The sequence below is a fragment of the Companilactobacillus insicii genome (assembly GCF_003946015.1).
GTDB classification, from domain to species: Bacteria; Bacillota; Bacilli; order Lactobacillales; family Lactobacillaceae; genus Companilactobacillus; species Companilactobacillus insicii.
Window position 1 is genome coordinate 20,175 of record NZ_RHNU01000008.1, and the last position, 22,450, is coordinate 42,624.

The 22,450-nt window shown below is 35.6% G+C and carries 17 protein-coding genes and 3 tRNA genes; 18 read left to right on the forward strand and 2 right to left on the reverse strand.

Features of this window, described 5'->3' with window-relative positions; all coding sequences use genetic code 11:
* Positions 1–83: 83 nt before the first annotated feature.
* From EKM79_RS03815 to EKM79_RS03855, 9 genes are all read left to right on the forward strand, one after another.
* Positions 84–1,439 (forward strand): FAD-dependent oxidoreductase, encoded by a 1,356-nt coding sequence (locus EKM79_RS03815; RefSeq protein WP_125566056.1) that lies wholly within the window; start codon positions 84–86, stop codon positions 1,437–1,439.
* A gap of 293 nt (positions 1,440–1,732) precedes the next feature.
* Positions 1,733–4,291 (forward strand): YfhO family protein, encoded by a 2,559-nt coding sequence (locus EKM79_RS03820; RefSeq protein WP_125566058.1) that lies wholly within the window; start codon positions 1,733–1,735, stop codon positions 4,289–4,291.
* A 97-nt stretch (positions 4,292–4,388) separates the two neighbouring features.
* Positions 4,389–5,897, forward strand: coding sequence for a glycerol kinase GlpK (glpK, locus tag EKM79_RS03825; RefSeq protein ID WP_125566060.1), 1,509 nt, complete (start codon positions 4,389–4,391; stop codon positions 5,895–5,897).
* A gap of 88 nt (positions 5,898–5,985) precedes the next feature.
* Positions 5,986–7,491 (forward strand): glycerol kinase GlpK, encoded by a 1,506-nt coding sequence (glpK, locus tag EKM79_RS03830; protein ID WP_125566062.1) that lies wholly within the window; start codon positions 5,986–5,988, stop codon positions 7,489–7,491.
* A gap of 167 nt (positions 7,492–7,658) precedes the next feature.
* A complete protein-coding gene (locus EKM79_RS03835) occupies positions 7,659–9,137 on the forward strand; it encodes a peptide MFS transporter (RefSeq protein WP_125566064.1) in 1,479 nt (492 codons plus the stop codon).
* 126 nt (positions 9,138–9,263) lie between these two features.
* Positions 9,264–9,346, forward strand: a tRNA-Tyr gene (locus EKM79_RS03840).
* 5 nt (positions 9,347–9,351) lie between these two features.
* Positions 9,352–9,423, forward strand: a tRNA-Gln gene (locus EKM79_RS03845).
* Positions 9,424–9,540: 117 nt separating this feature from the next.
* Positions 9,541–10,242 carry a GntR family transcriptional regulator gene (locus EKM79_RS03850; RefSeq protein ID WP_125566066.1) on the forward strand — a complete coding sequence of 234 codons (702 nt, stop codon included), beginning with the start codon at positions 9,541–9,543 and terminating at the stop codon, positions 10,240–10,242.
* Between the two features lie 79 nt (positions 10,243–10,321).
* Complete coding sequence (locus EKM79_RS03855; RefSeq protein ID WP_125566068.1) at positions 10,322–11,719, forward strand: O-antigen ligase family protein; 1,398 nt, start codon at positions 10,322–10,324, stop codon at positions 11,717–11,719.
* A gap of 24 nt (positions 11,720–11,743) precedes the next feature.
* Here the strand turns inward: EKM79_RS03855 and EKM79_RS03860 are convergent, their stop codons facing one another.
* Entirely contained in the window at positions 11,744–12,475 is a 732-nt protein-coding gene (locus EKM79_RS03860; RefSeq protein ID WP_125566070.1) for a WecB/TagA/CpsF family glycosyltransferase, read from the reverse strand.
* Positions 12,476–12,532: 57 nt separating this feature from the next.
* Between EKM79_RS03860 and EKM79_RS03865 the strand changes: the two genes are divergently transcribed.
* The 9 genes from EKM79_RS03865 to EKM79_RS03905 all read left to right on the forward strand — a co-directional run bounded on the left by EKM79_RS03865 (position 12,533) and on the right by EKM79_RS03905 (position 20,756).
* On the forward strand, positions 12,533–13,597 hold the full coding sequence (locus EKM79_RS03865; RefSeq protein WP_125566072.1) for a glycosyltransferase: 1,065 nt from the start codon (positions 12,533–12,535) through the stop codon (positions 13,595–13,597).
* A 56-nt stretch (positions 13,598–13,653) separates the two neighbouring features.
* On the forward strand, positions 13,654–15,126 hold the full coding sequence (locus EKM79_RS03870) for a nicotinate phosphoribosyltransferase (RefSeq protein WP_425454020.1): 1,473 nt from the start codon (positions 13,654–13,656) through the stop codon (positions 15,124–15,126).
* A 3-nt stretch (positions 15,127–15,129) separates the two neighbouring features.
* Complete coding sequence (gene nadE, locus EKM79_RS03875; protein ID WP_125566076.1) at positions 15,130–15,948, forward strand: ammonia-dependent NAD(+) synthetase; 819 nt, start codon at positions 15,130–15,132, stop codon at positions 15,946–15,948.
* 101 nt (positions 15,949–16,049) lie between these two features.
* Positions 16,050–17,243 carry an aminotransferase class I/II-fold pyridoxal phosphate-dependent enzyme gene (locus EKM79_RS03880; protein WP_125566078.1) on the forward strand — a complete coding sequence of 398 codons (1,194 nt, stop codon included), beginning with the start codon at positions 16,050–16,052 and terminating at the stop codon, positions 17,241–17,243.
* A 33-nt stretch (positions 17,244–17,276) separates the two neighbouring features.
* Positions 17,277–18,740: a glycosyltransferase family 39 protein gene (locus EKM79_RS03885; protein WP_125566080.1), complete on the forward strand. Its 1,464-nt coding sequence runs from the start codon at positions 17,277–17,279 to the stop codon at positions 18,738–18,740.
* Complete coding sequence (locus tag EKM79_RS03890) at positions 18,733–19,704, forward strand: glycosyltransferase family 2 protein (protein ID WP_125566082.1); 972 nt, start codon at positions 18,733–18,735, stop codon at positions 19,702–19,704. Before EKM79_RS03885 ends, EKM79_RS03890 begins: the two co-directional genes overlap by 8 nt.
* A 2-nt stretch (positions 19,705–19,706) precedes the next feature.
* A complete protein-coding gene (locus EKM79_RS03895; protein ID WP_125566084.1) occupies positions 19,707–20,138 on the forward strand; it encodes a hypothetical protein in 432 nt (143 codons plus the stop codon).
* Positions 20,138–20,599, forward strand: a complete 462-nt coding sequence (locus tag EKM79_RS03900; RefSeq protein ID WP_125566086.1) for a SprT family protein — start codon at positions 20,138–20,140, stop codon at positions 20,597–20,599. Before EKM79_RS03895 ends, EKM79_RS03900 begins: the two co-directional genes overlap by 1 nt.
* A gap of 71 nt (positions 20,600–20,670) precedes the next feature.
* A tRNA-Leu gene (locus EKM79_RS03905) sits at positions 20,671–20,756 on the forward strand.
* A gap of 242 nt (positions 20,757–20,998) precedes the next feature.
* On the opposite strand, the gene EKM79_RS03910 is transcribed toward EKM79_RS03905, so the two are convergent.
* Positions 20,999–22,264, reverse strand: a complete 1,266-nt coding sequence (locus tag EKM79_RS03910) for a tyrosine-type recombinase/integrase (RefSeq protein ID WP_164505994.1) — start codon at positions 22,262–22,264, stop codon at positions 20,999–21,001.
* Between the last annotated feature and the right edge of the window lie 186 nt (positions 22,265–22,450).

A 22,450-nucleotide genomic window follows, 5' to 3' on the forward strand; every position in this document is an offset into this window, starting at 1 on the left:
CTCCAAAATATAAATATTTACATAAATGAATATAACACTATAATATACTATGATAATATTCGACAGAAAGAAAGGGTTAATTTATGAAAGTCGTCGTCATTGGCTGTACCCATGCAGGCATAGCTGCTGTAAAGCAAGTTTTAAAGTATTATCCGGAATCGGAAATTACTGTATATGAACGTCAAGACAGTATTTCGTATTTGTCATGTGCAACATACTTGCATATCGAGGGGACAGTTAAGACACTTTCAGATGCTCTGTACGCTGAACCAGAAGAGTTTGAAAGTCGGGGTGTTCATATGGAAATGAACCATGATGTCATTCGTGTGGATGCTAAAAAACATTCGTTGTTGGTCCAAAACTTGAATACTAAAAAAATGGAAAACACGACTTATGACAAGTTAATTGTGGCTAGTGGATCAATTACTGCTATTCCAACTATTAGTGGGGTTGAGAATCCTAAGGTCTTGTTATGTAAGACATATGAACAGGCTCGTGATTTATGTAAGACTACATTAAATAAGCAACGCATCGCTGTTATCGGTGGTGGATATGTTGGTGTGGAATTGGCTGAAGGATACGCCAAATCTGGACATGAAGTCTTTTTGTTCCAACAATCACCTTATCTGCTGAATAAATATGTAGAGCCAGTAATTTCAGAGGCAGTTTCAAAGGCACTCGAGGAAAATGGCGTGAAAGTTGAGACGGGAGCTAGAGTCCAGTCATTTTCGGATACTTCAAACGGAGATCTGATGGTTACAACAGATAGTGGTGAGTATGAAGTTGATATGGCAGCAATGAGCTCTGGTATAATGCCTCAGACCGAGCTGTTTCAAGGGCAAGTTGATATGACTGAAAATGGTGCGATTATCACTGATGATTATATGCAGACCTCTGATCCAGATATTTTGGCAGCAGGGGATGCGGCAGTTATTCATTACAACCCTACTAAATCTATTGGATATTCACCTTTAGCTTCCCATGCTGTACGTCAAGGTGCTTTGGCTGGGATAAATGTTTTTGAACGTCGTTTGAGATCAATCGGAACACAATCAACAACTGGAATGCTGGTCTTTGGCCAGACAGTTGCTAGTACAGGATTAACGATTGAAGATGCAAAGAAGGCTGAGTTTAATGTGGCTAGTGTTACTTATGTAGGACCTTATCGTCCTGACTTCATGCCTGACACTCATCCGGTAACGGTTATTTTGGTATATGATCGTAATACTCGCAAGATTTTGGGAGCTCAATTGATGAGTGAACACGATGTTTCTCAATCTGTTAATATTGTTTCTGCATTGATACAGAATGGTGGGACAATTGATCAGTTGGCATTATTGGATATGTTGTTTTCGCCAAACTTTAACAATACATTTGATTACTTGAATGTGGCTGCTCAAAAAGCTGTCAATCAAGAAGGCGGATATTTGAGGACTTAAACTATATAAATATGAAGAGAGTGGGACAAAACATGTTCAGCTTTCGAGCATTAAGGCAAATTACTCCAGTAATCCGATTTTGGATTGCTGGAGTAATTTGTTTTAAGCGGAAAAAGCTATGTTTGGTTCCACGTTTATGCTGCATGTTTAAAGACAATAATGATTTTTTCCCAAACTTTTTTTGTGAAAAAGTGTGTTTGATACGATGACTATCAAGTCTTTTTCAGTGTAATCAACTTGATTATATGTTATTAATTACGTAAGATTTTAAGGTGACTTGACGGGAGTTTAAAATGAAAAAAAATCGTATCTGGTATTACCTTGGAGCCTTTGGAATCAATTTAGTTATTATTTCGATAATATTTTGGTCTAATGGGTTAGTTCCGTTTGGAAATAATAATTTTTTGACTAGTGATTTGGGAACACAGTACATTGCGTTCTTGACTGAGTTACGTCGCCAATTGGTTCATGGCAATCTACATTTATATTTGTTCAGTCAGTCTTTAGGAGATAATTTTTTTCCTATTATTAGTTATTATTTGTTATCGCCATTCAATCTTTTATTGGTGCTATTCAAAGCTCAGTCAGTACCGGTAGCGGCTGATATTATTATTATGCTGAAGATCTCAGTAATGGGAGTCTCAATGGCATATTTTTTAACACAGTATTTCAAGCAATCACGTCCATCCAATTATATTTTCACAATTGCATATAGTTTTTGTGGATTCGTAGCGTCGTATTTTTATGATTTAATGTGGCTCGATGCATTGATAATGTTGCCGATAGTTGCGGTAGGGGTTATGCGAGTAATTCAAGATAATAAGTTTGTTTTGTATTATTTTTCGATATTATTCTCAATTATTTTTAATTATTATCTTGGCTACATGCTCTGTATTTTTTCTGTATGCTTCTTTATATTTTTGACACTGGAAAATAATTTGATGCAGCAACGTACACGTTTCATTACTATTAGGAATTATTTGGTGACTTCGTTATTAGCAGGATTGAGTTCGGCAGTAGTTTTGGTTCCAACTTTAGCAGGGATGATGAAGACAGCCAAAACTTCTTTTAATGGTTTTAACTATTTGCCATCAGCACGTTTTGGATTAGAAGCTTTCACTCAATTAGGTATTGGCGGTAATACATTTGTCCAGAGACTTCATCATGGACCGTCAGTATTCATGACTTCGACAGTTTTGATTTTGTTATTAAGTTATTTCTTTAGTAATCGTGTAACTAAATCAGATAAGAATAATTCGTTATTTTTGATTGGTATCCTATTGCTTAGCATGTTTGTGACTACATTCAATACGGTTTGGCATATGTTCCAAAATCCGGCTGGATTTCCTTTTAGAAATAGTTTTATTTTTTCTTTTGTCTGTATTTTTGTTGCTCATAAGGCCTTTTCAGCCGGGGTATTCAAGGATACTTCAGCGATAATTAAGGCAACTTGTACAGCGGGTATTTTAATCTGTATTGGGTATGCGACTGAATGGCTTGTTCCTAAGTTTATTGAAAAGATGGGTTATGAGACTCCAGGTAATGCGTACAATGGCTATTACTTCTGGTTAAGTCTGATTTGTATTGTTGTATCAGGATTATTAATAATTTTATTTAGTAAGAGTAAATACATTGGTATTGGTATTTTACTTATGATTTCTTTTGAAGTTTTTGCCAACTTTAATTCAGTATTGGGTACAGCATATTTGGGTAATCAAAAGGTATACAGTCAACAATATAAACGTGAGAATAGTATCTTGATGGATGTTAAGAATAGTAGTCATCCAGGGCACAGAATAATTGTATCTAAATCGGGATTAAATAAGGCTTTCCCTGAACAGTACAATAATTATAATGATCCAGTATTATTTAATATCAATGGATTGAGTCTTTATAGCTCAACACTTAATCAAGATACGATGACAATGATGAATGATTTGGGATATTTTAGTTTAAATGTCCGAAGAGTTAGTTATTTTGGTGGTACTCATATTACTAATTCTTTATTTGGAGTTTATTTTGATATTAGTCAGTTGGATCATCAATATATTGTTAATGAACATTATGACGCTCCAACATTAGGATTTTTGGTTAATAAGGATGTTTATGATTTCCAAATGATATCTAATCGAGCTTTGGACAATCAAAATCGCTTATGGCAATCACTTAATGGTAATGACGTGCAATATTTGAAGAACGTATCAATCAATAATATGTCTCAAAATGACGTAAAAAATCGAACAATGTACACTTATCAACTGAAAAGTGAAACTACAGGACCGTTATACTTTTATGTTTCACCATTCAATTATCATGCTTCCAGAATCTATGTAAATGGTAAACGTATCAACACTCCTCAGATTCAAGTTCAAAAGGCCGCCGTTATGGATCTAGGTGATTTTGAAAAAAATAAAGCTGTTGAAGTTAAAATATTGACTCGTAAACCATTAGAAGTTAATCCAAGTTATTTCCGTTCATTAGACTTCGATAAGTATGAATCTACAATAGATAAGTTCCGCAAAGGCTCAATGAAAATCAATTCAGACTTGAATCACGATACGGTAATAGGAACGATTAATGTTCAGAAGAGTTCGCCACTATTGTTAAGTATTCCGTATGATAATGGCTGGATCGCATACGATAATGGTAAAAAAGTTAAGATTCATAAAGTTATTAGTAATTTAATGGCAGTAAATCTTAAGAAGGGATACCATAAGATAGAATTAAAGTATCAAGTTCCAGGACTTAAATTAGGATGGATTATATCTATTATTTCAATCGGCTTATTTTTAATTTATTTGGGTTTTAATAAATATTTGGATAAAAATAATAGTAAAATGTTTGTGAAATAGCTAATTATTGTAAAATAAGTCTTTTAATTTTCAATATTTAGCTAAATGTTATAGACTTTTATCATGAAACGCTTACATAAAGAGATGAGGTGCAGAAATGTCAAATGAATACATTATGGCAATTGACGAAGGGACAACAAGTACACGTGCGATTATTTTTGATAAAAAAGGAAGCAAGGTCGCAGATGCTCAGCGTGAATTCACGCAACACTTCCCAGAACCTGGTTGGGTAGAACACGATGCCAATGAAATTTGGAATGCTGTTCAATCAACTATTGCCAATGTCTTTATTGAATCTGGTATTAAACCAAACCAAATTAAGGGTATAGGTATTACTAATCAACGTGAAACTACTGTGATTTGGGACAAGAAGACCGGATTACCAATTTATAACGCAATTGTTTGGCAAAGTCGTCAAACTACAGATATAGCTAACAAACTCAAAGAAGCCGGTTATGATGATATGATTCATCAAAAGACTGGATTATTGATCGATTCATATTTCTCAGCTACTAAGATTCGTTGGATCTTGGACCATGTAGAAGGTGCACAAGAACGTGCTGAAAAGGGTGAATTGTTATTCGGTACAATCGATAGCTGGTTATTATGGAAGTTATCTGGCGGTGCTACTCATGTTACTGATTACTCGAATGCAAGTCGTACGATGTTATTCAATATTCATGAATTGAAATGGGATAAGGATATTTTGAAGATTTTGAATATCCCAGAAGCAATACTTCCAGAAGTTCGTCCTAATTCTGAGGTTTATGGTAAGACAAAAGATTATCATTTCTATGGATCAGAAGTTCCAATATCGGGTATGGCTGGTGATCAGCAAGCTGCTTTGTTTGGACAAATGGCTTTTGAACCGGGAATGGTCAAGAATACATATGGAACTGGTGCTTTCGTTGTTATGAATACAGGTGAAACACCACAATTATCTGATAATAACTTATTAACGACTATTGGTTATGGAATCAACGGTAAAGTTTATTATGCGCTGGAAGGTAGTATTTTCGTTGCTGGTTCTGCCATTCAATGGTTGAGAGATGCCATGAAGCTTGTGGATTCTGCTCCAGAATCTGAAGAAGCAGCTATAAGTTCACATGATGATGACGAAGTATACGTTGTTCCTGCCTTCACTGGGTTAGGAGCACCATACTGGGATTCTGATGCTCGTGGTGCAGTCTTCGGATTGACTCGTGGTACTAGTCGTGAAGACTTCATTAAGGCAACACTTCAGTCACTTGCATATCAGTCTCGTGACGTTATAGATACGATGAAAAAAGATACTGGCATTGATATTCCTACATTAAAAGTTGATGGTGGAGCTGCTAATAATAAATTCCTAATGCAATTCCAAGCAGATATTTTACAAACTCCAGTTCAGCGTGCTAAGGATTTGGAGACGACCGCTCTAGGAGCAGCCTTCTTAGCTGGATTAGCCGTTGGTTATTGGAAGGACCTAGACGAAATCAAGAAGGATTATGCAACAGGGGCTACTTTCAAACCTGAAATGGACGAGAAACGTTCCGATTACTTGTATGAAGGATGGCAACAAGCTGTTAGTGCCACTAGACAGTTCAAGCATAAAGCTATTAAATAGATATAATTAATAAATTAATAATAAAGAAAGGTTTAATTATGTAAGTGATTAAACCTTTTTAGTGTTATTAGATTATGTGAGGATAAAAATGGTAAAAAAAGAGTACATACTTGCAATCGATGAAGGGACAACAACTGCTAGAGCAATTATTTTTGATCATAGTGGTAATAAGATAGCGTCCGCCCGTCATCCGATTCGTCAAATCCTACCAAATCCTGGTTGGGTCGAGCATGATGCTACAGAAATTTGGAATGCCGTGCAGACTACAATTGCTACTACATTGATTGAATCGGGGATCAAGCCTGATCAAATCGATTCTATTGGTATTGCTAGCCAGCGTGAGACTACTGTTATTTGGGATAAGAAAACAGGATTGCCAATTCACAACGCGGTTGTTTGGCAAAGTCGTCAAACTTCAGATTTGGCTAATGACTTAATCAAAAATGGTTATGAGGAAGAAATTCATAAAAAAACTGGTTTAATCGTCAGTCCATACTTCTCAGCTACTAAGATTCGCTGGATCTTGGATCATGTTGAAGGTGCACAAGAACGTGCTGAAAAGGGTGAATTACTCTTTGGAACAATCAATACTTGGTTGTTGTGGCAATTAACAGATGGTGATAGTTTCTTAACTGATTATGCAAATGCAAGTCGTACGATGCTGTACAACATTAATGATCTTAAGTGGGATGATGAGTTATTAGAGTTATTTAATATTCCTAAGGCTATGTTGCCAGAAGTTAAGTCTAATTCTGAGCTGTTCGGTGTAACTAAGAATTATCATTTTTATGGTTCAGAAGTTCCAATTACAGGAATGACTGGTTCACAGCAAGCGTCACTATTTGGACAAATGGCCTTTGAACCAGGAATGGTCAAGAATACTTATGGTACTGGTGCCTTTGCTGTAATGAATACTGGTAACAAGCCAGCTTTATCCGATAACAATTTATTAACGACTATTGCATATGGAATTGATGGACAAATAACTTATGCATTGGAAGGTAGTATTTTTGTTGCGGGTGCTGCTCTACAGTGGTTACGTGACGGAATGAGAATTGTTAAGCATACTCCAGATACTGCTGCCGCCGCTAAACGTTCTACTGACCATAACGAAGTTTATGTAGTTCCAGCTTTTTCAGGTCTTGGTGCACCTTATTGGGATGATAAAGCACATGGTACAGTCTTTGGTATCACCCGTGGAACGACTGACGATGATTTTATTAAAGCAACATTACAGGCTATTGCATATCAGACAAAAGATATTATCGATACGATGAGTTCTGATTCAGAGATTCCAATTGAAGTATTGAAGGTCGATGGTGCGGCAACTGCCAATGATTATTTAATGCAATTCCAATCAGACTTGCTGGGAATTCCATTGCAAGTTTCTTCAGAATTAGAGACCACTTCACTAGGTGCAGCCTTTTTAGCAGGATTGGGTAGTGGCTACTGGAAAGATATCGATGATATTAAGAAGAACTATCAAACAGGTACAACCTATGATCCTAAGATGAAAGAGGAGATTCGTAAGGATCTTTATAATGGTTGGAGAGAAGCAGTCGCTGCAACAATGGCATTTAAGCATCATAAATAAAAAAACATAGCTATCTAACAATAAATAAGAGTCCACATTAAAAGACTCTTATTTTTATTTGTTGATATAACGGCATTCTTAAACTAAATATTAAAAAAGTTTTGACAGATTGAAGTTGAGAGTTTAATATTAACCTATTGTTGTGTAATGTGAGGAGAGATTTTTTAATGGATGCAAAGAAGAAAGACCGAGGTTTCTTCGGACAACCTATAGGTCTGCGAACATTGTTCTTAACTGAATTTTGGGAAAGATTCAGTTACTATGGTATGCGTGCTATCTTACTTTTCTATATGTATTATGCTATAGATAAGGGTGGACTTGGTATGAACCAAGTTACAGCCGCATCAGTTATGTCTATCTACGGTTCACTAGTTTATATGTCTAGTGTTATTGGTGGATATATCAGTGATAGGATTTTGGGTGCCAGAAGAACTGTCTTCTGGGGTGGTGTCTTGATCATGCTTGGTCATATCGCCTTATCATTCCCATTAGGAGAATCAGGATTATTCTTATCAATTGGTTTGATTACTATTGGTACTGGTCTATTGAAGCCTAATGTTTCTGAAATGGTTGGTGGATTGTATACAGATGATGATCCACGCCGTGATTCAGGTTTCAGTATTTATGTTATGGGTATCAACTTGGGTTCACTTATTGCTCCACAAGCTGTTAACTCAATGTGGCATCACTTTAGTTTCCATGCTGGATTCTCATTGGCTGCTATTGGTATGTTCATCGGATTGATTGTTTACTGGTGGGATGGTAGAAGATATCTTCCAGAATCAAGTTTACATGCTCCAGATCCAATCTCTGGTTCAGAACTTAAGAAGTTCTACAGACGTGTTGCGTATGGTGTCGTAGCATTGATTATTATTGTTGCCATTATGGCATTTGCAAATGCACTAACAGTTGATAACTTCATTGTTATCCTTAGTGTACTTGGTATTGCATTGCCGGTTGGATACTTTGTAATGATGCTTACAAGCAAGAAGGTTACAAAGGTTGAACGTTCACGTGTTGTTGCTTATATTCCATTGTTCATCGCTGCTGCAATTTTCTGGGCAATTGAAGAACAAGGATCAGTTGTTCTAGCACTATTTGCTGCAGAACAAACACAATTACATTTTGCTAACTTCAGTATTTCAGCTCCACAATTCCAGATGCTTAACCCATTCTTCATCATCATCTATTCACCAATATTTGCATGGTTATGGCTTAAGTTAGGTAAGAGACAACCATCTTCACCTTCTAAGTTCTGGTTAGGTTTAGTAGCTACTGCCGTTTCATATTTCGTACTTATGATTCCATTGATTGGCTTGAGCCCTGCGGGCAAAGTTAGTCCATTGTGGCTAGTTTTAAGTTGGGGAATTATTGAAATTGGTGAAATGTTGATTTCACCAGTTGGATTGTCAGCTACAACTAAGCTTGCTCCTAAGGCCTTCTCATCACAAATGATGAGTATGTGGTTCTTAGCTGATTCAGCTGGACAAGCTGCAAATGCGCAACTTGTTAAATTATTCGAACCTGGTAATCCAAGTAACGAAATGATGTTCTTTGGTATTACTGGTGTTGTAACTCTTGTTGTTGGTGTAATCTTGGCTCTACTTGTACCTAAGATCAAACCATTGATGCAAGGTGTTAACTAAAAATGTATGTTATTGGTGGAACAGGCCATATGGACTGTTCTTTTTTTGTGAAAAATTCTTTAGAAAATACTTGAAATGTCTAAATATTTTCGGTAATATTATTAAGTCGAGTAAAGACGAAGACATGGAGGGGTAGCGAAGTCTGGCTAAACGCGGCGGACTGTAAATCCGCTCCTTCGGGTTCGGTGGTTCGAATCCACTCCCCTCCATTAATTGGGTTATAGCCAAGCGGTAAGGCAATGGACTTTGACTCCATCATGCGCTGGTTCGAATCCAGCTAACCCAATAATTACAAAAAAGGGCCGATTATATCGGTCCTTTTTTTTATTAATTAGTTGAACTACGGTATAATCTATACTATTAGTTTTATAAGCACTTAGCTGCTCAGAAGGAGAATTTCAAAATGAGAGTTCCAGTTTACATTCAAATACATAATAGAATCAAAAAAGAAATTGAGTCGGGCAAGTGGGCAGTTGGTGAAAGAATACCATCCGAACGTAAATTGGCTGAAGATTTTGATGTGAGTCGTATGACTCTTAGACAAGCAATACAGACGTTAGTAGATGAGGGTATTTTACAACGTCAGGTTGGTTCAGGTACTTATGTTTCTAGTAGCAAAGTTCAAGAAAAAATGTCTGGGACGACAAGTTTTACTGAGATCACTGAGAGTCAAGGCAAGAAGCCATCTAGTAAGACCGTATCTTATCATGTTGCCGATCCTTCTATGAGCGAGATGGAAAAGTTGAAGCTTGAAGACGGTGACCAAGTATTAAGAATGGAAAGAATTAGATATGCCGATGATCAACCTATTTGTTTCGAAGTAACTACCATTCCAACTACCATCGTTAGTGACCTAGATAAGGAAGACATAACGTCTTCTCTTTACAAAGCCTTAGAAGACAAAGCAGGTTTGCGCCTAGGAACTGCAACTCAGACTGTGTCAGCTATGCTATCATCAGAAAAAATTGCTACACTATTGAAGGTGAAACGTGGTTCCGCAATACTACGTTTGCGCCAAGTTACAACATTAGATGATGGACGTCCATTCGAATATGTTCGTTCACAATACGCTGGAGATCGCTTTGAATTTTATCTAGAAAGATAAAGTCAAATATTTTTTTCAGACGTAATTTAAGGTAATATAGAAATAACATTGTTCTAAAATTTTTAGCTGGGAGTCACTTATGCAAAGCTTTGTAAAAAAATATAGTATTTTCTTAATGCTATATATTGTATTTCAACCGATACTGGATTCTATCACCGGCTTAATGATGAGAATGCACATTGACATTACATTTGGTGTGTTGATTCGAATGGCTGTTATGGCAGTGACGGTTTTCTACCTGTTGATATATCTAATATTAAATCGTGATAATAAAAAAGGCTTTATGATAATTGGCTATTTTGTACTATTAGCATTAATGTCAGTTATAAGTTTAGTCGTAAATATAAAAGCAAAAACACTTTTCGTTCCATCACTAGAATTAACAACTCTAGCAAAGAGTCTTTATTACCCTGTAATGTTGTTAGCGTATTTTTATGCGTTTGAAGAATTAGCTGAGGATAGAATTATCAATCGATTCTTCCCAAAAGTCATTTTCTATGCTGTCAATATTGTCAGTGTAATTATGATAATTGCACATTTTACTAATAGTTCATTCAGTTCCTACTCATATTATAAGTTGGGTGAGAGTGGCTGGTTCTTTGCCGCTAATGAACTGAGTGCTATCGTATCAATAACATTTCCAATTATGATTTGGTATGCACTTGAGAAGATCAATGTTTGGACTAGAATTTATTACTGGATAACTGTTATCTTAGCAATATATTCAGCGTTATTGATTGGAACTAAGGGATCATTAATTGCAATAATCTTTGGTATTTGTATGGGTATCTTATCAGCAGTAATTCAATTATTTAGACATGGCACAAATAAGAAGCTCATGGCGCTTTTAGCCGGGGTACTTGTAGTAACACTTGGTGGGATTTTCTTAGCTTATCCGGCCATGGCAGTGTCTAGAACGGCTGAATTACACACTGAGATGATTAAAGATAAGAAACGAAAAGCAAAAACTAAAAAGGGTCTAACAAAAGACCAAAAGAAATACGTTAAGACAAATAAAACCATTTCATACTTGTTGAGTGGACGTACAATTTACTTCGAAAATGCATCACATAATTTCTCGAAGGCTACTCCAGCTCAGAAGATTTTTGGAATGGGTTATGCAACTAACTTTAAGAAAATTAAAAATGCTAAGCTGGTTGAGATGGACTACATTGATATTTTCTTCCAGTTTGGCTTCTTAGGAACTATTGTTTATATGGCACCATTAATTTACTGCTTAATTTACTTGATTGGCGCATTCTTCATGAAGTTTAAGTACATGTGGTCATTCAAGTGGGCATTACTTGTAGCAAGTGTTTCATTAGGATTTGGTATGGCACTTCTAACAGGACATGTGATCGAGGCACCATCAGTAAGTATTTACTTCGTTTCGATACTAGCATATGCAATGTTTAACGCTAGAATCTTCTTACGGACGAATGGTAATCCTGATACAATTGGTGTAAATGATTATTAATTAGACAAAAAAAGAACTTGGAAATTATTTTTCCAAGTTCTTTTTTTCTGCCTTAATTAATCTCATATATTTAGGAATTGCAAGCATACGTCCAAATCTAGTTGGTTCTTTGATTAGACGATATAGCCATTCTAGACTTAACTTTTGGAATATCTTAGGGGCACGTTTTTTAGTTCCAGAGAAGACGTCGAAACTTCCACCTACACCGATCCAAATTGCGTCGTTTTGTCTGCGATATTTGTTGATAAAGAATTCTTGTTTAGGTGAGCCTAGTGCAACCAAGATGACATTTGGCTTTTTGCTAACAATATCATCGACGATTTCTTGATCATCTTTGAAGTATCCATCGTGATAACCTACTAAGTCTATTTGTGGAAATTCACGTTCGATACGCTTAGCACTAGCTTCGATAACCTCTGGTTTTGCACCAAGAAGATAAACTTTGAGTTGTTTTCTATTAGCAGTTTTTATTAGAAACATCAAAGTATCGAATCCAGTTATACGTTCGTGCATTGGTGTGCCTAAGGTCCTGGCACCTTTAATAATTCCAACTCCATCAGGAATGACATAATCGGCACTGTTAATTATCTTTGAAAATTCGGGATTTTCACGCGCTGAGAGAACAATCTCAGGATTTGGTGTGACGATGAATCGATTAGATCTGCCATCCATGTCATCACTTAAATACTTATGAAATTGTTTCTCAGTGTAATTATCAAATTCTGTACCCAAAATATTTATTCTATTCTTGTGCATACCGTTCTCCTTTACTGTATTATTATACACGAGAAAGATTAATTTGAGAGGTGCGCTATGAGGGTTTTACATATTAATGCTGGTAATGAAGACGGCGGAGCAAGAACTTATATTGTTAATTTGATGAAGGGACAGAAGCTAACTCATACAGAGTCTGGTCTGTTAACTTTCGAAGATGGTCCAGTTGCTAAAATGGCGCGTGAAAATGACTTAAAAGTCGCTGTAATGCCTCAAAAACAACGTTTTGATTTATCGATTCTGAAACCATTGATTGCTTATATAAACAATAATCAGATTGATATTGTCCACACCCACGGTCCTCGAGCCAATTATATCGTTTCATTGATCCACAAAAAAATTAATGCTAAATGGGCAATTACCGTCCATTCTGATCCTAGAATCGATTTCTCTGGTCTCAAAGGGAAAGTAATGCTAAAACTTAATCTTCATGCTTTGAAACAAGCAGATTTTATTTTTTACATGAATCCAAATCTGAAATCGTACTTTGAAAAATTACGAATCCATGATGATAAATTATTCGAAGTGTTTAATGCCATTGATTTTTCAGGTTCTAACCCATTACCAATGAGACATAATACTTTTAATATTTTAGAAGTTGCTCGTTTAGTGGAGGTTAAGAACCATAAGCTGCTGCTGAATGCATTGAGCAAAGTTAAATTCAATTATCGCCTAACGCTAGTTGGTGATGGTCCACTGATGTCAGAATTACAAAAGCTGGCAAAAGATTTAGGTATCGATGAAAAAGTTGAATTTGTCGGTTTCAAAGAAAAAACTGGTGATTTTTATGAAGATTGCGATATCTCAATTTTGACTTCTAAATCAGAAAGCTTACCAACTGTTTACTTAGAATCGGCATATTATGGACGTCCAGTAATTGCTACTGATGTAGGGGCTACTAATAAGATTATTAATGATAGTACTGGTTGGTTAGTCGAATCAGAGAATGAAGAACAGTTAGTTGCAGCCCTTGAAGATGCCTATCACGATTGGCGTAGCGATACGTTGAATCAAAAGGGATTAGCACTTTATCAAGAGAGTCGTGAAAATTACTCGATTGAAAAATTAGCCGAATTAGTTGACAAAGGGTACAATTTACTTTAAGTATTGAATGTACCAATACTGTAAATCTGTAATCCATCTAAAATCAAGGAGATATGATGACCCAATACCAAGACGAAGGTTTAACTTTACATACTGATTACTATGAATTGAATATGATGTATACGTACTGGAAGAAGGGACTCCACAATCGTAATTCGGTTTTTGAATGTTATTTTAGAAACTTACCTTTCGATAATGGATATGCCATTTTTGCCGGTTTGGAACATGTTATTGATTATTTAAACAATCTTAAGTTTTCAGATTCAGATATTGATTACCTACGTGAATACGGAGAATTCGATGAGGATTTCTTACGTTGGTTAAAGGATATGACCTTTAACTGTACTATTCGTTCAGCTAAAGAGGGAGATTTGGTCTTCAATGAAGAACCGATTTTCCAAGTAGAAGGTCCATTGGCTCAATGCCAGTTGATTGAAACAGCTGTGCTGAATATGATTAATTACCAAACATTAGTAGCTACTAAAGCAGCTCGAATCAAGACTGTTTGCGGTAGTGATCCAGTTCTTGAGTTTGGATCACGTCGTGCTCAAGAAGTAGATGCTGCTATTTGGGGTAGCCGAGCTTCTTATATTGGTGGATTTGATGCCACAAGTAATGTGTTAGCCGGTAAATTATTTGGTATTCCTATTTCAGGAACACATGCACACGCATTAGTCCAAACTTACCGTAATGAGTACGAAGCATTTAAGGCTTATGCTGAAACACACAAGAATTGTGTATTTTTAGTTGATACTTATGACACTCTTAAAAGCGGTGTTCCTAGTGCAATTAGAGTTGCGAGAGAATTTGGCGACAAGATCAACTTCCAAGGTGTCAGAATCGATTCTGGTGATATGGCATATATTTCTAAGCGTGTTCGTGAACAATTGGATGAGGCCGGATTCACTGACGCTAAGATTTATGCCTCAAATGACTTAGACGAAAAGACTATTCTAAACTTGAAGATGCAAGATGCTAAGATTGATGTTTGGGGTATCGGTACTAAGAATATTACTGCTTTCGACCAACCCGCACTTGGTGCTGTCTATAAGTTGGTAAGTATCGAAGATAATCGTGGTAACATGATGGATACTTTGAAATTATCAAGTAATGCAGTTAAGATTTCTACACCAGGTAAAAAACAAGTGTGGAGAATTACTAATAACAAAAAGAATAATAAATCTGAAGGTGATTACGTCACACTTTGGAATGAAGATCCTCGTAAACATTCATCACTATATATGTTCCATCCACAATATACTTATATCAATAAGACGGTTGAAGATTTCCAAGCAGAACCATTGCTGACAGATATCTTCGTTGATGGTAAGCAAGTATATCAATCTCCAAGTGTTCAAGATATTAGATCTTATTGTGCTAAGAATCTTGATTCTCTATGGGATGAATACAAACGTATTTTAAATCCACAGATTTATCCAGTTGACTTGTCATCAAAACTTTATAGTCATAAGATGAAATATATCGAAAAGATTCGTAATGACGTAAATAACATTAGAATAGGTGACTAATAAATGAGACCACTCCAAAAAGAAATCATTGAATATGAAGGAACAAAACCTGTAATTGATGCAGAAGAAGAAATTCGTCGTTCCGTTGATTTCTTGAAGAATTACTTATTAAATCATAAATTTTTAAAAACATTAGTATTAGGAATATCAGGTGGACAAGATTCTACTTTGGCTGGTAAATTATCAGAAATGGCTATGACAGAGTTGCGTGATGAAACTGATGACCAAGATTATAAGTTTATCGCGGTCCGTTTGCCATATGGAGAACAAGCCGATGAATCTGATGCGATGCAGGCTATTGAATGGATGAATGCCGACGTTGTTTCTAGAGTCAATATTAAAGATAGTGTTGATTCAATGGTCAAGGCAGTTGAAGCTAATGGATTAAATATCACTGACTTCAACAAGGGAAATATTAAAGCTCGAATGCGTATGATTGCACAATATGCAATTGCCGGAGATAATAAGGGTGTGGTCGTAGGAACAGATCATGCGGCCGAAAATATAACAGGGTTCTATACAAAATTTGGTGATGGTGCAGCGGATGTTACTCCATTATTCAGATTAGATAAGCGTCAAGGCCGGGCTATGTTAGAGAAGCTAAATGCTCCTAAGAATCTTTATGAAAAAACACCAACGGCTGATCTTGAAGAGGATCGTCCAAGCCTTCCAGATGAGAAAGCTCTTGGTGTATCGTACACAGACATAGATAATTATCTTGAGGGAAGAGATATTCCTGTAAAGAGTGCTGAAATAATTGAGAACTGGTACAAAAAGACAGCTCATAAACGCAGAACTCCGTACACGGTTTTTGATAAATAGTCAAACATATTGCATTTCATATTTGGACATTCATTTTTTTGAATGTCTATTTTTTTAACAAGTTGAGATATGATAAAATATGCCGAAAGAGGTGTTTAAACATGAAGAAAAATATTTTATCCTTAATGAAACCAGAAGTAGTGGCCATCAAGCAACAAGATATCTTTAAGTTTAATGCCCGTGCTAAGGCAATTCCTGATGTTGTTAACATGACTATCGGTGAGCCTAGTTTTCCTACGCCGGATCACATTAAATTGGCTGCAATTAAGGCCATCGAAGATAATAAAACTCATTACACCGTTCCAGAAGGTGACCATGAGCTATTGAATGCTGTTGCAAGCTACTTACATACCAAATACAATTTAAACTATGATCCAGAATCTGAAATTATTGCTACAACAGGTGTGACTGAAGGGGTATTTTCCGCCTTCAATGCAATTTTGCAACCAGGAGATGAAGTGCTGATTCCATCACCTTCATTTACTATCTATGGTCCTGATGCAAACTTTAATAAATCAACACCAGTTTATATCGATACTTCTAAAACTGGATTTAAAGTTACACCAGATGTGTTAAATCAAATTATGCTTACACATCCAAAAATAAAGATTTTCTTATTCAATTATCCAAGTAATCCAACAGGTGTTAGTTATACGCGTGATGAGTTGATTGAACTTGCAGATGTATTAAGAAAGTATGATGTCTTTGTATTAAGTGACGAAATTTATAGTGAATTGACTTATAATTTTAAGCATGAGTCCTTCGCTAATTTCTTACCTGAGCAAACATTATTGCTGAATGGATTGTCTAAATCTCACGCAATGACTGGTTGGAGATTCGGAGTTGTCTGTGGACCATCTGAGATTATTTCTCAGATCAACAAGATCCATGAATTAGCAACTACATCAATTACATCAATTACTCAAGCTGCCGCATTAGAAGCTTATAAAAACGGTCTTAATGATCCAGTAGCCATGCGTAATGAGTATTGTCGTAGACGTGATGTATTAGCAGCAGGATTGGAGCAACTCGGATTTGAATGTCCAGATCCCGATGGAGCCTTTTACTTGTTTGGTAAGATTCCCGATGGATTGGAACAAGATGACGTCAAGTTATGTTTTGATATTCTTGAACAAGAACATCTTGCTATTTTGCCAGGTAGTTATTTTGGTATTGGTGGAGAAGGTCACATTCGCTTCAGTTACGCTTCAAGCATGGAGAATATTGAGGAATGTATTAAAAAGTTAGGTGAATATGTGGCAACACACATTCATACTGATGAAACTGCAATTTAATTGTAGTTAGAGGGAACGATAGAAGAGGGAACTATGCTTAACAAATTTCAGAGTGTTATCAGTAAAATTGTATTAATTTGTGTTGCTATATTCACATCAGTAGTATTCGTACAGATGGTGATTTATTTTGGTAAGAATTATTTAACTTATGAACCAGTATTCAACGTACTGGTTCTTATTTGTGCCCTTATATTAGTATTATTGGCAGCACTAGTTTTAATAAGAATATCGGATGAGAATCCTGTTAAAAATAAAATAGTTTTATTTAGTTTGATTACTATTTTCGCAATCGTGGCAATTATTTGGATCAAATTATTGCCACAGACTCAATACAGTGATTTTAGAGCTTTCTGGCACAATACGCCAAGGGCTTTAAGCGGCAAGAGTATCTATCAGATGGATAATGATTATTTTGCTAAATGGGCCTATCAGACAGGATTTTTGGTTTATGTAATGGCCGTGGTCAAAATATTCGGTCATCACATTATTGCAATTCAACTATTGAATGTTTTATACCAAGTCTTAATTTTGGTAGTAATGTATAACTTGGTAGTTAAGATATTTGATAATATCAAAATGGCTCGTTTATCTGTTTTGTTATTAATGATTGATTTAGATTGGTTTGCATTGAATAGCCAAACAAATAATCAATATTTAGGGATGCTATTATTCTTAGTTACATTTTATTTGATTATGTTAAATAAATATTGGTCATTTGGGCTTGCTGGATTAACCTTGGGACTAGGAAGTATCATTCGTCCTATTGGACCAGTCGTCATTGCAGGTATTGTAGTGTTCGCCGTTATGTATTTATTTATTAGTAACAATAAGTTGCATTTAGATGCTGTTTGGAAACTGTTACTAACATTGTTAATTTATTTTGTTATTTTTAGTGGCGCTGGTATGGCTATCAAGTCATCCGGATTAAATGAGTATGGCCTGTCCAATCGTGATTCTGAATGGAAGTTCGTAATTGGTTTGGATTATAATTCTAGAGGTGTCTATGATCAAGCTATGGTTGATCGATTCGATCTAAAGGACACTAGAAATACTATGAGCAAAAAAGAGTATAGTGTAATTCGTGAGAATATTAATTATTTGAATAGCAATCATAAATGGTTGAGTTTGCTTTGGAGTAAAAATAGCACTCTTTGGGCCCAAAACTCTACGGCAGCTGATTTTACTGGATTTGATAAAATACATTCAGCTAGAGCAACGTCGTTAATGAGGATGACGGCATATATGGGTACGGTCATTTTGATCATATTCTCATGGCTTGGTTCACTACTATTATTCAAACAAAAATTCAGTAATAATATTTATTTGTTATTATTACCATTAATGGCTTATGCGGTTGTACAACTATTAATTGAGGTACAAGGAAGGTATCGTCTAGAATTCATTCCGGTGATTGCTATCCTTGGAAGTGTAGGATTGTATAATTTTGTTAAAATGATAAGTCAAAAATGGAGGGGGAGTCATTCACGCAATGTTTAAACTAAGTATTGTTGTGCCTTGTTATAATGAAGAAGAGGTACTCCATGAGACGACTAAAGAATTAACAAGAATAGTGACTAATTTAATCAAGGCTGATAAGATTTCAGCTAATAGTAAAATAGTTTTTGTTGATGATGGAAGTAAGGATAAGACTTGGAGTTTGATCGATCAATTTTCAAAGGAGAATACAGTTGTCAGTGGTGTGAAGCTGAGTCGTAATTTTGGACATCAGGGAGCATTATTGGCAGGTGTTACGTCGGCTTCTAAGGATTCGGATGCAGTAGTTACGATTGATGCCGATCTTCAAGATGATGTTAATGCTATTCCTAAAATGGTCGACTCGTTTATTGCCGGTTCTGAAGTTATTTATGGTGTGCGTAATAATCGTGATACCGATAGTGCTTTTAAGCGTAATACAGCCGAGCTGTTTTATAAGTGTATGGGTTGGCTTGGAGTTAGGTTAGTTCCTGATTCAGCAGATTTTCGTCTAATGAGCAAACGTGCTTGTGAGGTATTGCTGAGTTATAAAGAGACTAATTTGTTCTTAAGAGGAATTGTCCCATTAGTTGGTTTTAAATCAGACAAAGTGTATTATGCTAGAAAAGAACGATTTGCAGGAGAATCTAAATATCCGCTACGCAAAATGATCAAGTTTGCAATGGATGGTATTACGTCATTTTCTATTGTTCCTATTAAAATGATTATGGGATTAGGTTTCTTCATTGTTTTAATTAGTATTTTCTTATTAATTTATACTTTGGTACAGAAGATTAATGGACATGTTGTATCAGGATGGTCATCAATGATGATTTCGATTTGGGCACTTGGTGGTGTTCAATTGATTTGTATTAGTGTTATTGGTGAATATGTTGGTAAGATATTTAGTGAAGTAAAACATCGTCCAAGGTTTACTATTGAAAGAGATATATATACTGAAAAGACTTTGAAAGAAGAGGAAGAGTAACTATGAATCAAACACAAAAGAAAGCAATGATCTACGGTAATTTAATCAATAATTCTGTTCAAACTATTCAAGATGAACAAGATAAGTTAAATCCAGAATTCGATAAGTTGCGCAAGGCATTGGATCGTGATCAAGTAGAAAAGATCGATGCCGTTGAATATACAAAGATCATGCATGATTTCAAATCAGGTACTGATACTTATGCTGATATTTTAAGCAAGTTAGAGAAGGCTAAAGCACCAGCTAGATTCATGGGGACACATATGTCATTGGTTAGTTCATTCAAAAAATACGTTGAAGCTTGTCAAGAAATGACAGACAGCATTAATGAAGATCAGACAATCGATCGTAAGAAGTTCAATGATGCTGAACAAGTTCAAGATGAGAATATGGATAAATTTTCAAAATATATTCAAAAGATGACACAGATTTAATGACGAATGAAGAATTGACAATCTTGATTAAAAAGGTTTCCCAAGAAAATTTTGGGAAACCTTTTGTTCATAGTGCTGTCTTTAATAGTCGTTTGCGCACAACTGGTGGAAGGTTTCATTTGAATGACCGGCATATCGATATCAATCCTAAGATATATCAGGTATATGGTATGGATAGGCTAGTAGGGGTTATAAAGCATGAACTATGTCACTATCATTTGTATAATGCAGGGATGCCTTCACAGCATAAAAATCAAGAATTCAAGCTACTGCTAAAACAAGTTGGTGGACTAAGATATGCTCCACCTCTTAATAATGCAAATAAGCACAAGAGAATTCATATGTATGAGTGCGTTAAGTGTCATACGATTTATCAACGTGTTAGAAAAATTAATACCAGTCGATATGTATGTGGAAAATGTCATGGGAAGTTAAAGTTTATAAAAAATATTAATGTTTAAGTAAGATTTATCGAACATCTACTTGTAATTGATTTTAATGAATTGTAAAATGTTACTTGTACGTCAGGAATGCGGGTATGGCGGAATTGGCAGACGCGCAAGACTAAGGATCTTGTGGAGAATTATCTCCGTGGAAGTTCGAATCTTCTTACCCGCACTATTATTTACCTGTTCTATAGGAGCCTATGACCCTTGAGGTTGTGGGCTTTTTGTTTGCTTAACATTCGAACGTAAAAGGGCAATGATGACATAAATGATGACATTTTTGACTATTTTGAAAGGTAATTCGAATCTTTTATAGTGTTTTTACGAGATATTTTAGGTAGAAAAAGAGCATTCAATTTTGTGGTTGAATGCTCTTTTTTAATGTAAAAGTCTCAATGATGACATGAATGATGTCTAAATTGCTTCGTTAAGTAAGTCTTTTTGACCTAATTTTCTTTTTGCATCATCTAGGTCATGCACATAATACTTGTAAAATGTCTTGATGTCATGACCCATATTTTGCGCGATTGCCTCCGCAGGGCTACCTGCCTCAAGTTGCCATGTAGCGTAAGTATGACGGCAACTATATAACTGATATTGCTTAACTTTTAAGTCGGATATGTATTTAGTAAACTGCTTTGATAGCCATTGAGTTTGGTACAAACGATTTGGGTATTCACGATGGGAGCTTACTAAGAAAATGTTGTCTTCCTTGCTGATTTCATCTTTACTCATTAATGATTTAAGCTCTGTCATCTTCCTGTTGATTTGGTCATGAAGTAAGTTGGCTACACTGTCATTGAAATAAACTTTACGAGGAGTATCTGTTTTAGTTTGTTTTAAGGTGGTTCCTCTTCCAGCCACATAAGTTGCCGCTTGGTAGATTATGAAACAATTATTCTCAAAATCGATGCTCTTATTGATATCTAATGCATCAACCTCCTGAGTTCTCAAACCCGTCAAGACCATAATCTTAGCAACAACGTACATTTGATAATCTACTTTTTTCAAGTGATTCAAAATGATTTTCATATCTTCCTTACTAAATGCATTACGATTTTCAAGTCTGCTTTTCGACTCTTCAATAAGGTGTTTTTGGTCAACTAAACGTTTTATTTCTAGGCTTAGCGTTGGATTTGAATCTACAACATTGTTAGCCATAGCACTTTTGAAGACGTTTGATAATGCCTTCTTATAATTTTCAAGCGAGCCTCTAGAAGGCGTCTTGTAAGGCTTTCTATCTGATTTAGTCTTTGATATAACTTCAAATAATTCTTTAACGGCTTTTAAATTGATAGCACTTATCTTCATCTTCTTAATTTTATCAAAGGCTTTCATATTTAGTTGTGAGTGGTAACGGTCGTATGTCGCAGTCGCAGGTCTGTTGGGATTCCATTCGGTCTCAATGTATTCACCTAGGGTTATCTCATTTCCGTCGGCAACGAACCCGCTGTCGATTTTTTCTTGTTCTTCAGTAATCCATTTGTACGCTTGCTTAAATGCATCATTTATATTCTTAGCGTTGGATTTTTTACCAAATGTCTTTGACTGTTGGGGTTTCAATTCACCATATTCGTCCTTAAAACGATGGTACGTTAACCACGAAGATGCTGAGCGCTCTGTAAGTGTTATTTTGATACCTTTAATGGTACGTGTTTCTTTGTTGTTTGTTTCTGTCATTAAATTAACCATCCTTAAAATTATTGTGTGTATTGTTTACTAATCGATTAGTTTACAAGACAAAGAATATAGAAAAAAATTCGTAATGACCATAGACTATTATCATTTTTTCCACATTTCAGGAAAAATATTTAAATGATGATAAAACTAGCGGTTAATAATGACACATTATTAACCGCTCTTGAT